Below are 19,310 nucleotides of genomic sequence, written 5' to 3' on the forward strand. Positions count from 1 at the left end.
GCAGGCTCGCTCCCACAGAGGTTCTGTGGTCGAGAATCGCATCAAAAACGACCTCTACCTGTACTGAAAGCGCTACAGCGGAACGATATCGATACACCTCGCGCTAACCTGCACTGTGCAACGCTTTGATCCCACAACAATTTTTTCCAGGCGCCACGCTGTAGCGATTTCGCTACAGCACAACCTGCCGAGCATGTTGTAAAACCCGCCAGTCCATTGATAAACAAAGACTTTTAAACATTGGCCGCATTCTTGCTATGGGTATAACCATTCGGCCGGGCCAAGCCCCGCGCCTTTCTTCGCGTCCACCAGACGAAATCTGGCCCCAGGAGTTTCCATGAGCGAGTTGCGTTTTACTGAAGATCACGAATGGCTGCGCACCGAAGCAGACGGCAGCGTCACCGTAGGCATTACCGCCTTCGCGCAGAACGCATTGGGCGACGTGGTTTTTGTGCAACTGCCTGAATTGCAGTCCTACGCCAAGGGCGACGAAGCCTCCACGGTTGAATCGGTGAAAGCCGCCAGCGGTGTGTACATGCCCCTCGATGGTGAAGTACTTGAAGTGAACGACAAGCTCGGCGACAGCCCGGAACTGGTCAACGAAGATCCGCTGGGCGACGGCTGGTTCTTCCGCTTTAAACCGACCGACGCCGACGCAGTGGCTAAGCTGTTGGATCAAGACGCCTACGATCGCCTGATCAAAGCCAACGCCGAAGCCTGAGGAGCCACGACATGACCGTAAATCTCGGCACCGCCAACGAATTCATCGCCCGCCATATCGGCCCTCGGGCCAGCGACGAGCAAGCCATGCTCGAGCGCCTGGGTTTCGACTCCCTGGAAGCCCTGAGCGCCAGCGTCATCCCGGAAAGCATCAAGGGCACCAGTGTGCTGGACATGGGCGACGGCCAGAGCGAAGCCGATGCATTGGCCTCGATCAAGGCCATCGCCGGCAAGAACCAGCTGTTCAAGACCTACATCGGCCAGGGTTACTACAACTGCCACACCCCAGCGCCGATCTTGCGCAACCTGCTGGAAAACCCGGCCTGGTACACCGCTTACACGCCGTACCAGCCGGAAATTTCCCAGGGCCGTCTCGAAGCGCTGCTGAATTTCCAGACCTTGATCAGCGACCTCACCGGCCTGCCGATCGCCAACGCCTCGCTGCTCGACGAAGCCACCGCCGCTGCCGAAGCCATGACCTTCTGCAAACGCCTGAGCAAGAACAAGGGCAGCAATGCCTTCTTCGCCTCTCGCCATTGCCACCCGCAGACCCTCGACGTGCTGCGCACCCGTGCCGAACCCCTGGGTATCGACGTGGTGGTCGGTGATGAACGCGAACTGAGCGACGTCAGCGGCTTTTTTGGCGCACTGTTGCAATACCCGGCCAGCAACGGTGACCTGTTCGACTATAGCGAGCTGACCGAACGCTTCCACGCCGCCAATGCCCTGGTGGCCGTCGCGGCTGACCTACTGGCCCTGACGCTGCTGACCGCCCCCGGCGAATTCGGTGCAGACGTGGCTATCGGCAGCGCCCAGCGCTTCGGCGTGCCACTGGGTTTCGGCGGCCCGCACGCGGCGTATTTTTCCACCAAGGATGCGTTCAAGCGCGACATGCCGGGCCGTCTGGTCGGCGTGTCCGTAGACCGTTTCGGCAAGCCGGCCCTGCGCCTGGCGATGCAGACCCGCGAGCAACACATCCGCCGCGAGAAAGCCACCAGCAACATCTGCACCGCCCAGGTACTGCTTGCCAACATCGCCAGCATGTACGCTGTGTATCACGGCCCCAAAGGCCTGGTGCAGATTGCCAACCGCATCCACCACCTGACCGCGATCCTCGCCAAGGGCCTGGGCGCGCTGGGCCTGAGCGTCGAGCAAGAGAGCTTCTTCGACACCCTGACCCTGCACACCGGCGCACAGACTGCTGCCCTGCACGACAAGGCCCACGCTCAACGCATCAACCTGCGCGTGGTGGATGCAGAACGCTTGGGCCTGTCCCTGGACGAGACCACCAGCCAGGCTGATATCGAGGCATTGTGGAGCCTGTTGGCCGACGGCAAGGCCCTGCCGGACTTCGCCTCCCTCGCCGCCAGCGTGCAAAGCCGCATCCCGGCCGAACTGGTGCGCCAATCGGCGATCCTCAGCCACCCGGTGTTCAACCGCTACCATTCCGAAACCGAGCTGATGCGCTACCTGCGCAAGCTCGCCGACAAGGACCTGGCCCTGGATCGCACCATGATCCCGCTGGGTTCCTGCACGATGAAACTCAACGCCGCCAGCGAAATGATCCCGGTGACCTGGGCCGAATTCGGCGCCCTGCACCCGTTCGCCCCGGCCGAGCAGAGCGCCGGCTACCAGCAATTGACCGACGAGCTGGAAGCGATGCTCTGCGCCGCCACCGGCTATGACGCGGTGTCGCTGCAACCCAACGCCGGTTCCCAAGGTGAATACGCTGGCCTGCTGGCAATCCGCGCCTACCACCAGAGCCGTGGCGAAGACCGTCGCGACATCTGCCTGATCCCGTCCTCCGCCCACGGCACCAACCCGGCCACCGCCAACATGGCCGGCATGCGGGTGGTCGTGACCGCGTGCGATGCCCGTGGCAACGTCGACATCGAAGACCTGCGCGCCAAGGCCATCGAACACCGCGAACACCTCGCCGCGCTGATGATTACCTACCCGTCCACCCACGGCGTGTTCGAGGAAGGCATCCGCGAAATCTGCGGCATCATTCATGACAACGGCGGCCAGGTGTACATCGACGGCGCCAACATGAACGCCATGGTCGGCCTCTGCGCTCCAGGCAAGTTCGGCGGCGACGTGTCGCACCTGAACCTGCACAAGACCTTCTGCATCCCTCACGGCGGTGGCGGCCCGGGCGTCGGCCCGATCGGCGTCAAGTCGCACCTGGCACCGTTCCTGCCGGGCCATGCGAACATGGAGCGCAAGGAAGGCGCGGTGTGCGCGGCGCCGTTCGGCAGTGCGAGCATTTTGCCGATCACCTGGATGTACATCCGCATGATGGGCGGCGCCGGCCTCAAGCGCGCCTCGCAACTGGCGATCCTCAACGCCAACTACATCGCCCGTCGCCTGGAAGAGCACTACCCGGTGCTCTACTCCGGCAGCAACGGCCTGGTGGCCCACGAATGCATCCTCGATTTGCGTCCGCTCAAGGACAGCAGCGGCATCAGCGTCGATGACGTCGCCAAGCGCCTGATCGACTTCGGCTTCCACGCCCCGACCATGTCGTTCCCGGTGGCCGGCACATTGATGATCGAGCCGACCGAAAGCGAATCCAAGGAAGAACTGGACCGCTTCTGCGACGCCATGATCTGCATCCGCGAAGAAATCCGCGCGGTGGAAAACGGCAGCCTCGACAAAGACGACAACCCACTGAAAAACGCCCCGCACACCGCGGCGGAACTCGTCGGCGAGTGGACTCACCCCTACAGCCGCGAACAGGCCGTTTACCCGGTGGCGTCGTTGATCGAAGGCAAATACTGGCCGCCGGTGGGCCGGGTCGACAACGTGTTCGGCGACCGCAACCTGGTCTGCGCCTGCCCGTCGATCGAAAGCTACGCTTGATCTGTGAAGGGGGACGGTCCATCCGTCCTCCGAACTTCCCTTGTGGGAGCGAGCCTGCTCGCGAAGGCGATATGTCAGCCAAATGGATGTCGACTGACAAGCCGCCTTCGCGAGCAGGCTCGCTCCCACAGGGAATCAGTTTTCAAACCTTGTAACCGTCGATCCCATAAAAAGAAACCGGAGAAACACCATGTCGTTAAGCGTGTTCGACCTGTTCAAGATCGGCATCGGCCCTTCCAGCTCCCACACGGTTGGCCCGATGCGTGCCGCGGCCCGGTTCGTCGAAGGGCTGCGCCGTGATGACCTGCTCAAGACCACTGCCAGCGTCAAAGTCGAGCTGTATGGCTCCCTCGGTGCTACCGGCAAGGGCCATGGCAGTGACAAGGCCGTGCTGCTGGGCCTGGAAGGCGAGCACCCGGATACCGTGGACACCGAAACAGTCACCGCCCGGCTCCAGGAGATTCGCAGCAGCGGTCGCCTGAACCTGCTCGGCGAACACCTCATTGAATTCAACGAAAAGCTGCACCTGGCGATGATTCGCAAACCGTTGGCCTTCCACCCCAACGGCATGATCTTCCGCGCCTTCGATGCCGCCGGGCTGCAGGTGCGCAGCCGCGAGTACTACTCGGTAGGCGGCGGTTTTGTGGTGGACGAAGGCGCCGCCGGTGCCGACCGTATCGTCGAGGATGCAACGCCCCTGACCTTCCCGTTCAAGAGCGCCAAGGACCTGCTCGCCCATTGCACCACTTACGGCCTGTCCATCAGCCAGGTGATGCTGACCAACGAAAGTGCCTGGCGCCCCGAAGCCGAAACCCGCGCCGGCCTGCTGAAGATCTGGCAGGTCATGCAGGATTGCGTGGCGGCCGGCTGTCGCAATGAAGGGATCCTGCCGGGCGGGCTGAAGGTCAAGCGACGGGCCGCCGCGCTGCATCGCCAGCTGTGCAAGAACCCCGAAGCGGCATTGCGTGATCCGTTGTCCGTGCTCGACTGGGTCAACCTGTATGCCTTGGCCGTCAACGAAGAAAACGCCTACGGCGGACGCGTTGTCACCGCGCCGACCAATGGCGCGGCAGGCATCATTCCAGCCGTGCTGCATTACTACATGCGCTTCATTCCCGGGGCCAACGAAGATGGCGTGGTGCGGTTCCTGCTGACCGCCGCCGCCATCGGCATCCTCTACAAGGAAAACGCTTCCATCTCCGGCGCCGAAGTCGGCTGCCAGGGCGAAGTCGGCGTGGCCTGTTCCATGGCGGCCGGCGCACTGTGCGAAGTCTTGGGCGGCACCGTGCAACAAGTGGAAAACGCCGCCGAAATCGGCATGGAACACAACCTCGGCCTGACCTGCGACCCCATCGGTGGCCTCGTCCAGGTGCCTTGCATCGAACGCAACGCCATGGGCTCGGTGAAAGCCATCAACGCGGTGCGCATGGCCATGCGCGGCGACGGGCATCACTTCGTCTCCCTCGACAAAGTCATCCGCACCATGCGCCAGACCGGCGCCGACATGAAAAGCAAATACAAGGAGACCGCCCGCGGCGGTCTGGCGGTCAACATCATCGAATGCTGATACGCGCCACTTTCATTTTCCAGGAGCTGATATGTCCACCGAACAATTGTTGAAAACCCCGCTGCACGCGCTGCACCTTGAGCTGGGCGCGCGCATGGTGCCATTTGCCGGCTACGACATGCCCGTGCAATACCCGCTGGGCGTCATGAAAGAACACCAGCACACCCGTGATCAGGCCGGGCTGTTCGATGTGTCCCACATGGGCCAGATCCGCCTGACCGGCGCCGATGCCGCCAAAGCCCTGGAGACACTGGTGCCGGTGGACATCGTCGACCTGCCGGTGGGCATGCAGCGCTACGCCATGTTCACCAACGATAACGGCGGCATCCTTGACGACCTGATGGTCGCCAACCTGGACAATGACGAACTGATCCTGGTGGTCAACGCCGCCTGCAAGCATCAGGACCTGGCCCACCTGCAAGCGAAAATCGGCGACCGGTGCAGCATCGAACCGCTGTTCGAAGCCCGCGCCCTGCTCGCCCTGCAAGGCCCGGCCGCCGTCAGCGTACTCGCGCGCCGGGCGCCGGACGTGGCGAAAATGACCTTCATGCAGTTCCAGCGCGTGACGCTGCTGGGCGTGGATTGTTTTGTCAGCCGTTCGGGCTACACCGGCGAAGACGGTTTCGAAATTTCCGTGCCGGCCGCCGACGCAGAGAAACTCGCCCGCGCCCTGCTGGCCGAACCGGAAGTCGCGGCCATTGGCCTCGGTGCCCGCGACTCCCTGCGCCTGGAAGCCGGCCTGTGCCTTTATGGCCACGACATGAACACCGAAACCACGCCGATCGAAGCCAGCCTGCTCTGGGCCATTTCCAAAGTACGCCGTGCCGACGGTGCCCGCGCCGGTGGGTTCCCCGGGGCTGAGACCATCTTCGCCCAACAACAGAGCGGCGTCAGCCGCAAACGCGTCGGCCTCCTGCCCCAGGAACGCACACCGGTGCGCGAAGGCGCGGAGATCGTCAACGAAGCTGGCGAGACCATCGGCACCGTATGCAGCGGCGGTTTCGGCCCGACGCTGGGCGGTCCGTTGGCCATGGGCTATCTGGACAGTGCCTACGTGGCAATGGATACACCGGTCTGGGCCATTGTGCGTGGGAAAAAGGTGCCCATGCTTGTAAGCAAAATGCCATTTGTTGCACAGCGCTACTACCGTGGTTGATTGGCTGTTTCTATAAGTAACGCGGTTGCGTTAAACGTGCACTAATGTGTAACGCAACCGCCATAAAAAGGTGCATGTTTGATATTCAACCGGGCTTATAACGTCGCGGAACTATTGAACTAGCCTTTCGAATAAGCCTTCCCCAGCGAAACATCTAAATCGCCAGCAAGCTGAGCAAATCCGGGCCCTTGAGGGGGGTTGTTTTTTCATTGGAAGTTGGCGTAGAGTTTCGTCACTGTGTTTGCATGGGTCGCTTGGATCGTGACCTGGGCAGTAGCCTACGAAGTTAGCTACATCCCGTTCGACGTCATCTTACTTTCCTGCAACCCAGCCCCAGTACTCTTTCGCGTTGAAAGAGGCTGTCATTAATTTAGCGTCAAGGAAATTAAGAAAATGTCTACTCGTCAGAGCGGTACCGTCAAGTGGTTCAACGACGAAAAAGGTTTTGGTTTCATCACCCCTGAAAGCGGTCCGGACCTGTTCGTGCACTTCCGCGCCATCCAGGGCAACGGCTTCAAGAGCCTGAAAGAAGGCCAGAAAGTCACTTTCGTCGCTGTGCAGGGCCAGAAAGGCATGCAGGCTGACGAGGTTCAAGCCGAGGCCTGAGGCTTTCGCAAACTAAAAAGCCCCTGATTGATATCAGGGGCTTTTTTATGGGCGCAAATCCGTAAAATGGCTTCTTTTTTCAGCCGAGGCCGTCATGCCGAAACACCTGCTCACTCCCCAGGGCGATTTCCCCCCCGTCGGCCTGGGCCGTCGCCTGGCAGCGATGTTTTATGACTTCCTGCTGTGCACGGCACTGCTGATCGTGACCGGTGGCGTCTACAAGATGATCCAGATGGCGATCATCGGCGAAGAAAAGATGCGCGCCCTCACCGACGCCGGAGCACTGGACGGTGACCCGCTGCTGTCCACCGTATTGCTCTTCGTGCTGTTCGGTTTCTTCGCCAAGTTCTGGACCCACAACGGCCAGACCCTGGGCATGCAAGTCTGGTGTATTCGCGTGCAGAACGCCGATGGCACGGCCATCAGCCTGTGGCAGGCGCTGTTGCGGTTCGTGGTGTCGATTGCGTCGTTGCTGCTGCTGGGGCTGGGTTTCATCTGGGCGCTGTTCGACAAGCGCAAGCGCGGCTGGCATGACATCTACTCGGATACGCAGCTGGTGCGGATTCCCAAGAAGACCAAGTAAAGGAACAACCACTGGTCTCGTGGCGAGGGAGCTTGCTCCCGCTCGGCTGCGCAGCAGTCGTAAAAGGCCTGTTTGGTTTACCTGAAGATATGCGGTGCTGGCAGGAGGGGGCTGCTTCGCAGCCCAGCGGGAGCAAGCTCCCTCGCCACGAAGGTTTCTCAGGTCTCAATACCTCTCAAAGCTTCAAGCCCTTCAGAGATCTCAAGACTCCCGGAATCAGGCATTCCCCGCCAATTTCATCCGCGCTGCCTGGGTGAAGTCCAGCATGCGCTTGAGCGGGCGGATCGCCTGGGGGATCAAGGCCGGGTCGACGAAGATCTCGTTGCTGCCGTCCTTCAGCGCCTGGAGCGTGCGCTCCAGGGTGTTCATCGCCATCCACGGGCAATGCGCGCAACTGCGGCACGCCGCGCCGTTGCCAGCCGTAGGGGCTTCGATGAAGACTTTGTCGGGGCACAGCTGCTGCATCTTGTAGAAGATGCCGCGGTCGGTGGCGACGATCAGCGTCTTGTTCGGCAAGCTTTGCGCCGCAGCGATCAACTGACTGGTGGAGCCCACGGCATCCGCCAGCTCGATCACCGAGGTCGGCGACTCCGGGTGCACCAGGATCGCGGCGTCCGGGTACAGCGCCTTCATGTCTTCCAATTGCTTGGACTTGAACTCCTCGTGGACGATGCAGGCACCGTCCCAGAGCAGCATGTCGGCGCCGGTCTTGCGCTGGATGTAGGTCCCCAGGTGCTTGTCCGGGCCCCAGATGATCGTCTCGCCGTTGTCCATCAGGCTCTCGACGATCTCCAGTGCGCAGCTGGACGTCACGACCCAGTCGGCCCGGGCCTTTACCGCCGCCGAAGTGTTGGCGTAGACCACCACGGTGCGCTCCGGATGCTGGTCGCAGAACGCCGAGAACTCATCCACCGGGCAGCCCAGGTCCAGGGAGCAGGTGGCTTCCAGGGTCGGCATCAGCACGCGTTTTTCAGGGTTGAGGATCTTCGCGGTCTCGCCCATGAACTTGACCCCGGCCACCACCACGGTCTTGGCCGGATGGGCGTTGCCGAAGCGGGCCATTTCCAGGGAGTCGGAAACACAGCCCCCGGTCTCCTCGGCCAGGGCCTGGATGATCGGATCACAGTAGAAATGCGCAACCAGCACCGCGTCCTGAGCCTTGAGCTCGGCGGCGATGGCGGCGCGGTACCAGGCTTCTTGCTCGGCCGTCAGCGGCTTGGGCTGCTTGGCATCGAGGTGGGCCTGGACCAGAAGGCGTTCGGAAATCTGCGTCATATTCGCAAGACCTATGGGCGCGTTTTGCGCGAAAGTCGAGTATACACCCGGCTCCGGACCACTCGGGTACCGCCGGGAAAGTGGGTATCAATCAGGCACGGGACAGCATGAAGCCGGCAAGGCTACAGAATATCCCGCCGTTGCAAAAGATCATTCTGACCTGTGCCCGGCCACTGCAACGCACCCGTTCCCTCGTGGTGCCAAGCTGACTGAAATGTAATCACCCGCCGCGTCCGGCTGTGTCATCTTCTTTTCAACCCGCACAGGGGCCAGTTCCTGTGCCTGCTTTGAATCGAGCGATGGATTTTCAAACGTCATGCAATCGAAAACTTCCCGGCGAACCTTCGTCAAGGGCCTGACTGCCGGCGGCATCCTTGGTGGCCTGGGCTTGTGGCGCTCGCCCGTCTGGGCGATTGCCAGCCCGGGCCAGCCCAACGTACTGAGCGGCACCGAGTTCGACCTGTTCATCGGCGAAAGCCCGGTCAATTTCACCGGCAACCCGCGCACCGCCCAGACCATCAACGGCGGTATCCCCGGCCCGTTGCTGCGCTGGCGTGAGGGAGACACCGTGACCTTGCGTGTACGCAATCGCCTGCAAGACAGCACTTCGATCCATTGGCACGGCATCCTCCTGCCGGCCAACATGGACGGCGTCCCCGGGCTGAGCTTCAAAGGCATCGAGCCCGGCGGTCTGTATGTCTACCAGTTCAAGGTCCGGCAGAACGGCACCTACTGGTACCACAGCCATTCCGGCTTCCAGGAGCAATCCGGGGTCTATGGCTCGCTGGTCATAGACGCCAGGGAACCCGAGCCTTTCCAGTATGAGCGGGACTACGTGGTCATGCTCACCGACTGGAGCGATGAGGACCCCACCCAAATCATCCGCAAGCTGAAGAAACAATCGGACTACTACAACTACAACAAACGCACGGTCGGCGACTTCATCGACGATGTCGGCAAGAACGGCTGGGCCGCCACCGTGGCCGATCGCAAGATGTGGGCCGAGATGAAGATGAATCCCACCGACCTTGCCGACGTCAGTGGCGCCACCTATACCTATCTCATGAACGGCCAGGCACCGGACACGAACTGGACCGGCCTGTTCAAGCCGGGTGAACGCATCCGCTTGCGTTTCATCAATGGCTCGTCGATGACCTATTTCGATGTGCGCATACCCGGCCTGAAAATGACGGTCGTGGCCTCTGATGGCCAGTACGTCAAACCGGTGAGTGTCGATGAGTTCCGAATCGCCGTGGCGGAAACCTACGACGTCATCATCGAGCCGACGCAGCAAGCCTACACCCTGTTCGCCCAGGCCATGGACCGCACCGGCTACGCCCGCGGCACCCTCGCGACCCGGGCCGGATTGGCGGCGCCGGTACCGCCCTTGGACCCTCGGCCACTGGTGACCATGGACGACATGGGCATGGCCGACATGGACCACGGATCGATGCAGGGCATGGACCATAGCCAGATGCAGGGCATGGATGACATGACCGGCATGGACCACGGCACCCTGCCAGGTATGGGCGGGATGCAAACCCATCCCGAAACGGAGAACAACAATCCGTTGGTGGACATGCAGGCCATGAGCGTCAAACCCAAGCTCGACGACCCAGGCATGGGCCTGCGCAACAATGGCCGCAAAGTGCTGACCTACGCGGACCTGCGCAGCACCTTTGGCGACCCCGACGGCCGCGAGCCGGGCCGCACGATCGAGCTGCACCTGACCGGGCACATGGAAAAATTCGTCTGGTCGTTCAACGGCGTGAAGTTCAGCGACGCCGCGCCGCTGCTGCTCAAGTACGGCGAGCGCCTGCGCATCGTGTTGATCAACGACACCATGATGACCCACCCCATCCACCTGCACGGCATGTGGAGCGACCTGGAAGACGAAAACGGCCAGTTCATGGTGCGCAAGCACACCATCGACGTACCGCCCGGTTCCAGGCGCAGCTATCGAGTGACCGCCGACGCGCTTGGCCGCTGGGCCTATCACTGCCACCTGCTGTTTCATATGGAAATGGGCATGTTCCGCGAAGTCCGGGTGCAGGAATGAGGAGCCGACCATGATCAGCCTGTTTAAATCCCCCACCCTGCCCGTGGCTGTGCTTGCCCTCGGCACCAGCCTGTCAGCCTGGGCAGCAAGCGACACGATGCACGGCATGGATCACAGCCAGATGCCGGGTATGGACCACAGCCAGATGCAAGGCATGGACTCGATGCAGGGCATGGATTCCATGCAAGCCGCGCCCACCAGCAATCGCACACCGATCCCTGAACTGACCGCAGCTGACCGCGCCGCCGTCTATGAAGACCATGGTGGCCATGCGGTGCACGACAGCGCCATCAACTCATTCTTCCTGATCGACCAGTTGGAGTGGCAAAACGCCGATGACGGCAGCGCCCTTAGCTGGGATGCCTCCGGCTGGATCGGCGGCGACATCGACCGCTTGTGGCTGCGCTCCGAAGGCGAACGCACCCATGGCAAGACCGAAGAAGCCGAACTCCAGGCCCTCTGGGGTCATGCCATCAGCCCTTGGTGGGATGTGGTGGCCGGCGTGCGCCAGGACTTCAAACCAGGCGACTCACAGACCTGGGCAGCATTCGGCGTACAAGGCATGGCGCTGTACAACTTCGAAGCCGAGGCCACCGCCTTCATCGGTGAAGATGGCCAGAGCGCGGCGCGCCTGGAGGGCGACTACGACATTCTGCTGACCAATCGGCTGATTCTGCAGCCCACCGCCGAAGCCAACTTCTACGGCAAGAATGACCCTGATCGGGGCGTCGGCTCGGGGTTGTCCGACACCGAAGTGGGGCTGCGGCTGCGCTACGAAATCTGCCGTGAGTTCGCCCCGTACGTTGGCGTGACCTGGAACCGCGTCTACGGCAACACCGCCGACTACGCCCGGGACGAAGGCGAAGACCGCAGCGAGGCACGCCTGGTAGTGGGTGTGCGCCTGTGGTTCTGAGGCATTGGCCCTGCTCCATCAATCACTGAAAAACAAGCTGTAGGAGTCCTGCATGTCATTCATCAAAACCGCTGTCATGGCCGCCGCGCTGTCCACCGGCCTGTTGGCCAATGGCCTGGCCCAGGCCCATCCGAAACTGCTGTCCTCCAGCCCCGCCGAAGGCGCTGAGGGGGCATCGCCAGCGAAGATCGAGCTGCACTTTTCCGAAAATCTCGTGACCCAATTTTCCGGCGCCAAGCTGATTATGACCGGGATGCCCGGCATGTCGGCGCACGCACCAATGCCCGTGCCAGCCAAGGTTTCCGGCAGCGATGATCCGAAAACCATGGTCATTACTCCCCATGCGCCTCTCACCGCCGGCACCTACCAGGTGCAGTGGCGCGCGGTATCGTCAGACACGCACCCGATCACCGGCAACATTACGTTCAAGGTGAAGTGAGTTGACGAGCGACTCGATCAACATCGCGCTGCGCTTTGCCCTCTACCTGGATCTGATGTTGCTGTTCGGCCTGGCTGCGTTTGGCCTTTACAGCTTGCGAGGTCGGGAGCGGGCGTCAGGCGCGGTGTTGCCTTTCGCGTCGTTGCTGGCGACCACGGCCGTGCTTGGAATGTTGCTCTCCCTGGGCGCCATGGCGTGCATGACCTGGGCCATGAGCGGAGCTTCGGAGTGGGCCGAGCTGTGGCCACACTTCGAAATGATGGTGCTGGAAACCGATGTCGGTTTGAGCTGGACGCTGCGCATGGCGGCGTTGTTGCTGGCCGGTTTCGCCGTGACGCTTGATAGCCGCTCGCCAACCTTCAGCCTGGTCCTGGCCATGCTGGGCGGAGCCGTGGCTCTGGCGACGCTGGCCTGGGCAGGGCACGGCGCCATGGACGAAGGCGCACGCCGGAGTTGGCATTTCACCAGCGACTTCCTGCACCTGTGGGCAGCGGGTGGCTGGGTCGGAGCCTTGGCCGCGTTTGCCCTGCTGCTTCGGCAGGCCGAACCTCAGCTGGCGGTACTGGCCCGGACCTTGAGCGGATTTGCCACGGCCGGTGCGGTAATTGTGGCAGTCATCGCTGTGACAGGAGTCGCCAATTATCTGTTCATCGTCGGCACGAACTTCGCGGGGTTACTCGACAGCACCTATGGTCAGCTGCTGATGCTGAAACTCGGCCTGTTCCTGGCCATGCTGGGGTTCGCCGCGCTGAACCGTTTTCACCTGGGCCCGCTGCTGGAACAGACCCGACAGACTGGCGAGCACGACGTCGCGGTGGAAGCGTTGCGACGCAGCATGCTGCTGGAGCTTGGTGTGGCGGTGATCATCCTGGGACTGGTGGCCTGGTTGGGGACGTTAAGCCCGGGGATGGAATAAAGCCCCTCTCACGGCACTCACCGAACCCGTGGCGAGGGAGCTCGCTCCCGCTGGGGGGCGAAGCCGCCCCAAAACCGCCGCACTCGGTCCCCCCAGATGCATCGCGCCCATTCTTTTTCAGGTCTGCTTCGCAGCCCAGCGGGAGCAAGCTCCCTCGCCACGAAGGGCGACTGGGTGCGGCATTTGATTATTCGATAAGTCCCGCCGTTTTTCAGTTTGCCCAATGCAGGCCGCCGTAGCCTAAATGTGCTTTGTCTTAGCAAGGCCCCATCATGGAAAACGTCCAAACCACCAGCACCCGCGCCGTCTGGCTGATGGTCAGTATCGTGCTGGTAGCGCTGAACCTGCGGCCCTCGATGGCCGCGGTCGGGCCGCTGCTGTCAGCCATTCGCGGCGAGGTGCCCCTGAGTTTCAGCAGCGCTTCACTGCTGACCATGCTGCCCGTCATGGCGATGGGCGTGGCCATGTTCCTGGGCATGCGCATCGCCCTGCGCATCGGTGAACACCGTACCGTCGTCCTGTCGCTGCTGATCATTGGTATCGCCACGGCATCGCGCTTGTATCTGGACAGCGCCGCCGGGGTGGTCACCAGCGCGGTGGTGGCCGGGCTCGGAATCGCCTTGATCCAGGCCGTGATGCCAGCACTGATCAAGGCGCGCTTCGCCGACAGCGTCTCGCTGCTGATGGGCTTGTATGTCACCTCAATCATGGGCGGCGCGGCGCTTGCCGCCTCGTTTTCACCCTTTGTCCTGGCGCAGACCGGCAGTTGGCGCATCGGCCTGGCGATCTGGGCCTTGCTGGCGCTGGTCGCCTTGGGCTGCTGGTGGGTCCAACGCTGGAGCGTCACGCCCCTGCCCCAAGCCGCATCCCAGCGCCACCAAGCGTTTTTCGGCAACGCCCGGGCCTAGCTGCTGGCGATTTTTTTTGGCTTGGGCACCGCCTCCTATACCTGCGTACTGGCCTGGCTGGCACCGTATTACGTGGAAAAAGGCTGGAGCGAACAGCACGCCGGCCTGCTGCTGGGATTTCTCACGACGATGGAGGTGTTGTCCGGCCTCATCACTCCGGCGATCGCCAACCGCAGGCAGGACAAACGTAAAATCCTGGTCGTTCTACTGGTCATGATCATGGTCGGCTTCTGCGGCCTGATTCTCAATCCGGAGCGCCTCAGCCTGTTATGGCCGAGCCTGTTGGGGCTGGGTATCGGCGGGCTGTTCCCCATGAGCCTGATCGTCTCCCTCGATCACCTGGACAACCCACGCCGCGCCGGGGGGCTCACTGCATTCGTGCAGGGCATCGGCTACCTCATCGCCGGGCTGTCGCCGCTGATTGCCGGGATGATCCGCGACCGGCTGGGGAGTTTCGAATGGGCTTGGTGGTCGCTCGTGGCGGTCATCGCGCTGATGATGGTTATGGTATCGCGCCTGGACCCGAAACATTACGCAAAGCACATCCGCTAACGATTTCAGGTAGGAGATTTACAGGTTGAAGCTTTAGCTCTCGCTTCCTGGCGCTACTATACCTGCTAGGAATTTTACCTTGTAAGGGAGCTACGCCTTGTCCGTCAGACCTGACAGAACCTTCGCTGAAGTACTCAAGCACACCGTCAGACGCATTCTTTCCTATTGGACCCAGATCACAGTCACCTTGGGCCTGCTAGCAACAGGACTAGGGTTCATCACACTGTATCTCTATACCCGCACGATTGGACGAATCGATCTGTTCATGCCGTCCATCGATGTGAAGTCCGCACTGTTGGTCTGGGTCGTACTGGTTTTACTGCTGATGCTTTCGTACCTGTTCATCCTCGGAGCAACAACCTGGATGTTCGGCTGCTCGGTTTCGCTGTTTTCAAACCTGAAGGATAACCAGCCGAAGATCGTTTTTTATCTGGCGTTCCCCACTGTCGTTGGATTTAGCGCATTCATCCTGACCACTTTCTTCCTGCCCGCATTAAACGCATGGGCGACATTCGCGGCGTTACTGGTGGTCGTCTTCGTTGCGTGCTTTCTCATGTACGCCTTCACGCCGTTCAAAAAAATCATCAGGAAAAGCATCCTTGTCCAAGCCAGGCTGGATCGAGCCCGCCTGAAACGCCTGGCGCACCATCAGCAGATAAAGCAAAAAAAACAAAAGCCGCAGAAGGCAGCCCGCGCCCCGAAGGTCCGGCTGCCAAAACGGCTTACTGATTCGTGGCAGGCACTCAAAAACAGGACGACGCCAACGTGGCTACGGATGACAAGAGAATGCCAGCGGCTATGGTCATGGGTATGGGCTCGCAAAGGATTCTGGCTCGTCTCCCTGCTCTCGCTCTCCATATTTGTCACTGTGATCTTCGCCGCTTTTCCAATCCTGTTGACGATACGTTCGTATATGGAGAGGGAAACGCCGGACACCGTCCCCTACGTGGCGGGTCTGTCTTGGTTGACACTCATCTTCACCCTGCTGCCAGTCATCATCTTTTATTGTTTCAAGGGGGACATCTACAGGCGTACCTTCAATGGCCTGATGGCAATGATCCTCGCATTCTGCGCCTTCACAATGCTTTCACCAGGCAGTTTGAGCCACATTACCTATATCGCGGCCGAAGGCTTGTCAGTTCGGCAAAAAACGGCAGAACGATATGCGTTGCCAGAAGACATGGAGCTGCAGGACCTGAGCGCCACCCTGTGGAAAACACGTCAGGTGGCCGCGAAAAAAATAGAAGTCGAGGCGTTCCAGTTGTATTCCTTTGGGGACGTACTGCTGCTGTGCCCAAAAGACATGCTGTCGCTTGAACTCAAGGAGCTGAAAAACTACTCGAAGTTCTGTGTCAGCACGCTCAACAGCAAAGTCGTACGAAAACCTCTGTTGCCGGCATTCGCCAGGAAGGCGCCAAATGAATGGTCCTGCCGGGTACCATCATGGCAAATCCACGCAGGACGTTGGCTAGGTTGGGAAGTGCTGGTTCCAGGTATCCATCGCTCCGCTTGGGGCGAGAAGAAAGCGCCAGACCAGGTCAGGTCATAGCGTATCGCTCGCACTACTCGTCGCAGAGCTGGCATGCGTCCGCTCTGCGACCGTCCAGCCGCAGCACCTGACTCCTCGCTTCTGCGCGGGGAGATACTTTATTCCAGGCAAAAAAAAATCCGGAAATCCTCACTTACGTGGGCCTTCCAGACTTTTAAAACTACAGAAAATGGTGGGTCGTGTGGGATTCGAACCTACGACCAATTGGTTAAAAGCCAACTGCTCTACCAACTGAGCTAACGACCCTCTGTGTGGTGGCGCGTATAATACTGATTTCTAAGGACTATTCAACACTTAATTTGAAATAAATCAAAAATAAGGGGTTGGATCGCTCACGCCGGCTGCCGCGAAGCCTTCAGCACGCAGACGGCAGCTGTCGCACTTGCCACAAGCACGCCCTTGATCATCGGCCTGATAGCACGAGACGGTAAGGCCGTAGTCCACGCCCAGCTTCACCCCCGCCTTGACGATGTCAGCCTTGCTGAGGTTTTGCAGCGGCGCCTGGATACGAAAGCCTTGCCCTTCTACACCGGCCTTGGTCGCCAGGTTGGCCATACGCTCGAAGGCTTCGACGAACTCCGGGCGGCAATCCGGATAACCGGAATAATCCACCGCATTGACACCAATGAAGATGTCACGCGCCCCCAGTACCTCGGCCCAGCCCAACGCCAGGGACAGGAACACGGTATTGCGCGCCGGCACGTAGGTCACCGGAATCCCCTCGCTCGGTGCTTCGGGTACGTCGATGGAACTGTCGGTCAACGCCGAACCGCCGATGCCGTTGAGGTTCAGGCCGATCACCTTGTGTTCGATCACACCCAGGTCTCGTGCCACTCGCTCGGCAGCATGCAGTTCGGCACGGTGGCGCTGGCCATAATCGAAGCTCATGGTGTAGCAGCGATAACCTTCGGCACGGGCCATCGCCACGACGGTCGCCGAGTCCAGGCCACCGGACAGCAGGATGACGGCACGTTTTTCAGAAGTGGTTGATTGTTCAGTCATGTCAGCGCCCCGGCTCGTCGTTCCAAAGATATTTATGCAGCTGCAATTGCAGGCGCACCGGCAAGTTGTCCGCTACCACCCAGTCGGCCAGATCCCGGGCGTTCAGGTCGTGGTGACTCGGCGAGAACAATACCTCGCCGGCGCGCTGATCGAGTCCGTACTGGATCAGCTTGGACACCGCCCAGTCGTAATCTTCCCGCGAACAGATAACAAATTTGACCTGGTCGTTGGACGTCAACAGCTCCATGTTCTCGTAGCGGTTACGATGCGCCTCCTTCGAACCAGGGGTCTTCAGGTCCACGACACGACTGACTCGCGGATCGACAGCCGAGATATCCAAGGCGCCGCTGGTCTCCAGCGAGACCTCATAGCCGGCATCGCACAGTCGCTTGAGTAAAGGAATGGCATTGGGTTGTGCCAATGGCTCACCGCCAGTGACGCAAACATAGCGCGGACGAAAACCTGCGACTTGTTCAACGAGGTCATCGAGGGTGCGCAAGGTACCGCCGCTGAAGGCGTAGGCGCTGTCGCAGTATTGGCAACGCAGCGGGCAACCGGTGAGGCGCACAAAAACAGTGGGCAACCCGGCCGTCCGCGTTTCACCCTGCAACGAGTAAAAAACTTCGGTAATTCTCAATGTGTCTTGCATAGTCGCCACGGGCGTAACAGCTAAACAGGCTGTCCGCCTCCGTCAGGCACTTCAAGCAACCCCGCCAACGCGTAGATCCCAGGAAGCGTGTTTCAGAAAAAGGGCGTGAATTCTAACGAAAAAACCCGCGACAGGCGCGGGTTTCTTCAAAACGGGTCAAACGGCCTTACATGCGTTGCAGATCGCGCTGGGCCAACTGAGCGGCGGAGGTACCCGGATATTGGGCCACCACCTGCTGCAGAATGCCTTTTACCTTGTCGGTATGACCGAGGCGGCGCTCGACATCGGCGAGCTTGTACAGCGAATCCGGCACCTTGGCATGCTTGGGATACAGCTGCGAGACCTTGGCGAACGCCTGGCCGGCGCCTTGCAGGTCGCCCTTGGCCAGGTTCACTTCGCCCAGCCAGTATTGGGCATTACCCGAATACTGGCTGTTGGGGTATTTACGCAGGAAAGCGCCGAAGGCCTGGCTGGCCTTGTCGAAATCCTTGGCTTTGATCAGGTCGAAGGCAGCATCGTAATAGAGCTTTTCCTTCGCCGGGTCAGCCGGCTCGCCACCGGCGGCAGGTGCTGCCGGGGCACTCGCCCCGGCGCCTGCGGCTGCACCGGGGGCGTTCAAGTCGCCACCGGCTGGAGAATTCTCAGGAGTCGCGGCAGGTGCAACGCCGGTTCCTATGCGCCGATCAAGATCCTGGTATCGCTCCAGGTTTTCCTGCTTCATGCGCGATACTTCGTTTTGCAGAACTTCAATCGCGCCTTGCTGGCGTGAAAGTTGATCCTGCATTTGCTGCAGTTGGTTGAACAGCTCGCCCTGTGCCGAGACAGGGGCCGAAACCCCTCCCCCGGCATAGGCGCCGTTCGTACCGTAACCTGCAGGCGGATAACTGCTCCCGCTATTGTTATAGCCGGCATCGTTATCGACCACAGGAACCGCAGCCCACGCCGCAAGCGGCGCGAGGCTGAGAGCCAGAACAGTTACAGCACGACGGCACGTTCGCATGACGAATTACTTACGCAGTTCGACGCGACGGTTTTGAGCCCAGGACTGCTCGTCGTTGCCGGTAGCAACTGGACGCTCTTCGCCGTAGGAAACCAGTTCCAGCTGAGCTGGGGAAACACCTTGCAGTACCAGGTAGCGCTGAACGGCTTTCGCACGACGCTCGCCCAGTGCCATGTTGTACTCACGAGTACCACGTTCGTCGGTGTTGCCTTCCAGAACAACGCGAGCGCCGTTTGCTTTCAGGTCTTTGGCGTGAACGTCCAGAGCGCGCATGGCTTCTGGCTTCAGGTCCGAGCTGTCGTATTCGAAGTAGAAGGTGGTGATTGCGCGCAGAGCAGCTTCTTCGCTCAGGGAGCCATCAACTGCACCAGTGTTAGCGCCGTAACCAGCGTTTGGATCAACAGCGCCTTCACCGGCGTTGTCGCCGCCTTTGGACGAGCAACCTACAGCTACAGCCATGGCCAGAGCCAGCGCAGCAAATTTACCAAACTTCAGCATTTCCATCGTGAAACTCCTAATGAACCCCAGTGTGTTAAGTAAAACGTATTGCGCCG

The 19,310-nt window shown here is 60.7% G+C and carries 16 protein-coding genes, 1 tRNA gene and 1 pseudogene; 12 read left to right on the forward strand and 6 right to left on the reverse strand.

Annotated elements, in window-relative coordinates; genetic code table 11:
* Positions 1-337 precede the first annotated feature (337 nt).
* From gcvH to J3P84_RS21475, 6 genes are all read left to right on the forward strand, one after another.
* Positions 338-721 carry a glycine cleavage system protein GcvH gene (gene gcvH, locus J3P84_RS21450; protein ID WP_434561638.1) on the forward strand — a complete coding sequence of 128 codons (384 nt, stop codon included), beginning with the start codon at positions 338-340 and terminating at the stop codon, positions 719-721.
* A gap of 11 nt (positions 722-732) precedes the next feature.
* Positions 733-3,582: an aminomethyl-transferring glycine dehydrogenase gene (gene gcvP, locus J3P84_RS21455; RefSeq protein WP_434625721.1), complete on the forward strand. Its 2,850-nt coding sequence runs from the start codon at positions 733-735 to the stop codon at positions 3,580-3,582.
* 190 nt (positions 3,583-3,772) lie between these two features.
* The gene (locus J3P84_RS21460) at positions 3,773-5,149 is read left to right on the forward strand and encodes an L-serine ammonia-lyase (protein WP_434625723.1); all 1,377 of its coding nucleotides are present in this window, start codon (positions 3,773-3,775) and stop codon (positions 5,147-5,149) included.
* A gap of 31 nt (positions 5,150-5,180) precedes the next feature.
* Positions 5,181-6,305 carry a glycine cleavage system aminomethyltransferase GcvT gene (gcvT, locus tag J3P84_RS21465; protein ID WP_434625725.1) on the forward strand — a complete coding sequence of 375 codons (1,125 nt, stop codon included), beginning with the start codon at positions 5,181-5,183 and terminating at the stop codon, positions 6,303-6,305.
* A 393-nt stretch (positions 6,306-6,698) separates the two neighbouring features.
* The gene (locus J3P84_RS21470; protein WP_003227496.1) at positions 6,699-6,911 is read left to right on the forward strand and encodes a cold-shock protein; all 213 of its coding nucleotides are present in this window, start codon (positions 6,699-6,701) and stop codon (positions 6,909-6,911) included.
* Between the two features lie 94 nt (positions 6,912-7,005).
* A complete protein-coding gene (locus tag J3P84_RS21475) occupies positions 7,006-7,494 on the forward strand; it encodes an RDD family protein (protein ID WP_434569619.1) in 489 nt (162 codons plus the stop codon).
* Positions 7,495-7,710: 216 nt separating this feature from the next.
* On the opposite strand, the gene nadA is transcribed toward J3P84_RS21475, so the two are convergent.
* Positions 7,711-8,769, reverse strand: coding sequence for a quinolinate synthase NadA (gene nadA / locus J3P84_RS21480; protein WP_305496382.1), 1,059 nt, complete (start codon positions 8,767-8,769; stop codon positions 7,711-7,713).
* A 316-nt stretch (positions 8,770-9,085) separates the two neighbouring features.
* Between nadA and J3P84_RS21485 the strand changes: the two genes are divergently transcribed.
* The 6 genes and pseudogenes from J3P84_RS21485 to J3P84_RS21510 all read left to right on the forward strand — a co-directional run bounded on the left by J3P84_RS21485 (position 9,086) and on the right by J3P84_RS21510 (position 16,105).
* Positions 9,086-10,828 (forward strand): copper resistance system multicopper oxidase, encoded by a 1,743-nt coding sequence (locus J3P84_RS21485; RefSeq protein WP_434625727.1) that lies wholly within the window; start codon positions 9,086-9,088, stop codon positions 10,826-10,828.
* Positions 10,829-10,838: 10 nt separating this feature from the next.
* Positions 10,839-11,741, forward strand: coding sequence for a copper resistance protein B (locus J3P84_RS21490; RefSeq protein ID WP_434625729.1), 903 nt, complete (start codon positions 10,839-10,841; stop codon positions 11,739-11,741).
* Between the two features lie 52 nt (positions 11,742-11,793).
* Positions 11,794-12,180: a copper homeostasis periplasmic binding protein CopC gene (copC, locus tag J3P84_RS21495; protein ID WP_434625731.1), complete on the forward strand. Its 387-nt coding sequence runs from the start codon at positions 11,794-11,796 to the stop codon at positions 12,178-12,180.
* Between the two features lie 55 nt (positions 12,181-12,235).
* The gene (copD, locus tag J3P84_RS21500) at positions 12,236-13,096 is read left to right on the forward strand and encodes a copper homeostasis membrane protein CopD (protein ID WP_434631461.1); all 861 of its coding nucleotides are present in this window, start codon (positions 12,236-12,238) and stop codon (positions 13,094-13,096) included.
* A gap of 272 nt (positions 13,097-13,368) precedes the next feature.
* A pseudogene (locus J3P84_RS21505) lies at positions 13,369-14,556 on the forward strand (cyanate transporter).
* Between the two features lie 97 nt (positions 14,557-14,653).
* Complete coding sequence (locus J3P84_RS21510; RefSeq protein ID WP_434625733.1) at positions 14,654-16,105, forward strand: hypothetical protein; 1,452 nt, start codon at positions 14,654-14,656, stop codon at positions 16,103-16,105.
* A gap of 170 nt (positions 16,106-16,275) precedes the next feature.
* Here the strand turns inward: J3P84_RS21510 and J3P84_RS21515 are convergent.
* From J3P84_RS21515 to pal, 5 genes are all read right to left on the reverse strand, one after another.
* A tRNA-Lys gene (locus tag J3P84_RS21515) sits at positions 16,276-16,351 on the reverse strand.
* Between the two features lie 63 nt (positions 16,352-16,414).
* Positions 16,415-17,107: a 7-cyano-7-deazaguanine synthase QueC gene (gene queC, locus J3P84_RS21520; protein ID WP_305496390.1), complete on the reverse strand. Its 693-nt coding sequence runs from the start codon at positions 17,105-17,107 to the stop codon at positions 16,415-16,417.
* Position 17,108: 1 nt separating this feature from the next.
* A complete protein-coding gene (queE, locus tag J3P84_RS21525) occupies positions 17,109-17,756 on the reverse strand; it encodes a 7-carboxy-7-deazaguanine synthase QueE (RefSeq protein WP_434602956.1) in 648 nt (215 codons plus the stop codon).
* Between the two features lie 166 nt (positions 17,757-17,922).
* Positions 17,923-18,756, reverse strand: a complete 834-nt coding sequence (gene ybgF / locus J3P84_RS21530; protein WP_434569627.1) for a tol-pal system protein YbgF — start codon at positions 18,754-18,756, stop codon at positions 17,923-17,925.
* Between the two features lie 6 nt (positions 18,757-18,762).
* Entirely contained in the window at positions 18,763-19,260 is a 498-nt protein-coding gene (gene pal / locus J3P84_RS21535) for a peptidoglycan-associated lipoprotein Pal (protein ID WP_003178634.1), read from the reverse strand.
* Positions 19,261-19,310: the final 50 nt, after the last annotated feature.

The organism is Pseudomonas sp. Z1-29, assembly GCF_051131995.1.
Taxonomy (GTDB): Bacteria; Pseudomonadota; Gammaproteobacteria; order Pseudomonadales; family Pseudomonadaceae; genus Aquipseudomonas.

Bases quoted from the DNA above. Each gene is read 5' to 3' on its own strand.
- gcvH (WP_434561638.1), top strand. From the start codon at position 338: ATGAGCGAGTTGCGTTTTACTGAAGATCACGAATGGCTGCGCACCGAA.
- gcvP (WP_434625721.1), top strand. From the start codon at position 733: ATGACCGTAAATCTCGGCACCGCCAACGAATTCATCGCCCGCCATATC.
- J3P84_RS21460 (WP_434625723.1), top strand. From the start codon at position 3,773: ATGTCGTTAAGCGTGTTCGACCTGTTCAAGATCGGCATCGGCCCTTCC.
- gcvT (WP_434625725.1), top strand. From the start codon at position 5,181: ATGTCCACCGAACAATTGTTGAAAACCCCGCTGCACGCGCTGCACCTT.
- J3P84_RS21470 (WP_003227496.1), top strand. From the start codon at position 6,699: ATGTCTACTCGTCAGAGCGGTACCGTCAAGTGGTTCAACGACGAAAAA.
- J3P84_RS21475 (WP_434569619.1), top strand. From the start codon at position 7,006: ATGCCGAAACACCTGCTCACTCCCCAGGGCGATTTCCCCCCCGTCGGC.
- nadA (WP_305496382.1), bottom strand. From the start codon at position 8,769: ATGACGCAGATTTCCGAACGCCTTCTGGTCCAGGCCCACCTCGATGCC.
- J3P84_RS21485 (WP_434625727.1), top strand. From the start codon at position 9,086: ATGCAATCGAAAACTTCCCGGCGAACCTTCGTCAAGGGCCTGACTGCC.
- J3P84_RS21490 (WP_434625729.1), top strand. From the start codon at position 10,839: ATGATCAGCCTGTTTAAATCCCCCACCCTGCCCGTGGCTGTGCTTGCC.
- copC (WP_434625731.1), top strand. From the start codon at position 11,794: ATGTCATTCATCAAAACCGCTGTCATGGCCGCCGCGCTGTCCACCGGC.
- copD (WP_434631461.1), top strand. From the start codon at position 12,236: ATGTTGCTGTTCGGCCTGGCTGCGTTTGGCCTTTACAGCTTGCGAGGT.
- queC (WP_305496390.1), bottom strand. From the start codon at position 17,107: ATGACTGAACAATCAACCACTTCTGAAAAACGTGCCGTCATCCTGCTG.
- queE (WP_434602956.1), bottom strand. From the start codon at position 17,756: ATGCAAGACACATTGAGAATTACCGAAGTTTTTTACTCGTTGCAGGGT.
- ybgF (WP_434569627.1), bottom strand. From the start codon at position 18,756: ATGCGAACGTGCCGTCGTGCTGTAACTGTTCTGGCTCTCAGCCTCGCG.
- pal (WP_003178634.1), bottom strand. From the start codon at position 19,260: ATGGAAATGCTGAAGTTTGGTAAATTTGCTGCGCTGGCTCTGGCCATG.